Origin of the sequence: Bacillus sp. EE-W1, assembly GCF_009760835.1 — a bacterium.
In the GTDB taxonomy this organism is placed as follows: Bacteria; Bacillota; Bacilli; order Bacillales; family Bacillaceae_G; genus Bacillus_A; species Bacillus_A wiedmannii.
Genome location: NZ_WIPE01000164.1, coordinates 1 through 1,000 on the forward strand (window position 1 = coordinate 1; position 1,000 = coordinate 1,000).

At 31.9% G+C, this 1,000-nt stretch carries 1 protein-coding gene; it reads right to left on the bottom strand.

Annotation, left to right across the window (positions count from 1 at the left end; all coding sequences use genetic code 11):
- On the bottom strand, positions 1 to 1,000 hold a 1,000-nt coding region (locus GFJ36_RS28830; protein WP_157349858.1), incomplete at both ends, for an FtsX-like permease family protein.

Consider the following 1,000-nt stretch of genomic DNA (forward strand, 5'->3'; position numbering starts at 1 on the left):
AATCTTCTTTTACATAATAAACGTATTTATCATCTGTTTTATAGCGATATTCGTTTTTCTCTTTAAATGTAATACCATTTAAGATTTTCTTTTCTTCAGTCGTTGGATTATGAATCGTAACATCATAAATCGCAAGAGTATCTACATTCATCATAACGTTATTTTTAAATGCCATACCACCTGAGATTGCCCCCGCTCCAAGCGCAACTAACATTGTTACTGTCGCTAGTACTTTTGTTAAGCTGTTAATACGGAAGTTTAACTGTGCAAATGTAAAAGCATTAAGTCCTTTTTCAGTACGTTTTTTATTACTTTTCATCTTTTTAATAATAAGAGGTAGGAAGGTTCCAAATAACATGTAAGTTCCAGACGTTACAGTAATTAAAGCAATAAAAATCCCAGCTAGCTTTAACTTATCCATGTAAATCATAGAAGCATAGCCAATTGCTAATAAAATAATCCCCAATACTGCAAAGATAACAGTCTTCGCACCTTTTACAGAAACACTATCTGTTTTTGAATCTGCATGTACAAGTTGTAGAACTGTAATACGTGATAGTTTAATACTATTCATAATTGCTGATAATACAAATAGCACAAAGAAGAAAACACAAGTAACAATCATGGAAGAAACATAAAACGCTTCATAACTACCTGAAGTAAAATCCAGTTGTTGCATAAGTAGTTTACCAATTAATTGTGCAAGCCCTACACCTACTGCAATCCCGATTACAAGGGAGGCCGCACCTAAAACAATTGTTTCGATGAACATAAGGAATGTAACCTTAGATTTTTTTGCCCCTAACATCATATACATACCTAATTCTTTTTGACGAAGCGATAATAAGAATGAGTTTGCATATAGAATATAAAAGAATGTAATAATTGCTAATAAGATTGAACCAGCTTGGAATACTATTCCAATTTCACTAATAATAGAGTTTGCCGTAAGAAAGGCTTCGTTTAACGCTAATGTTTGGAACATATAAAAAATTGAAAT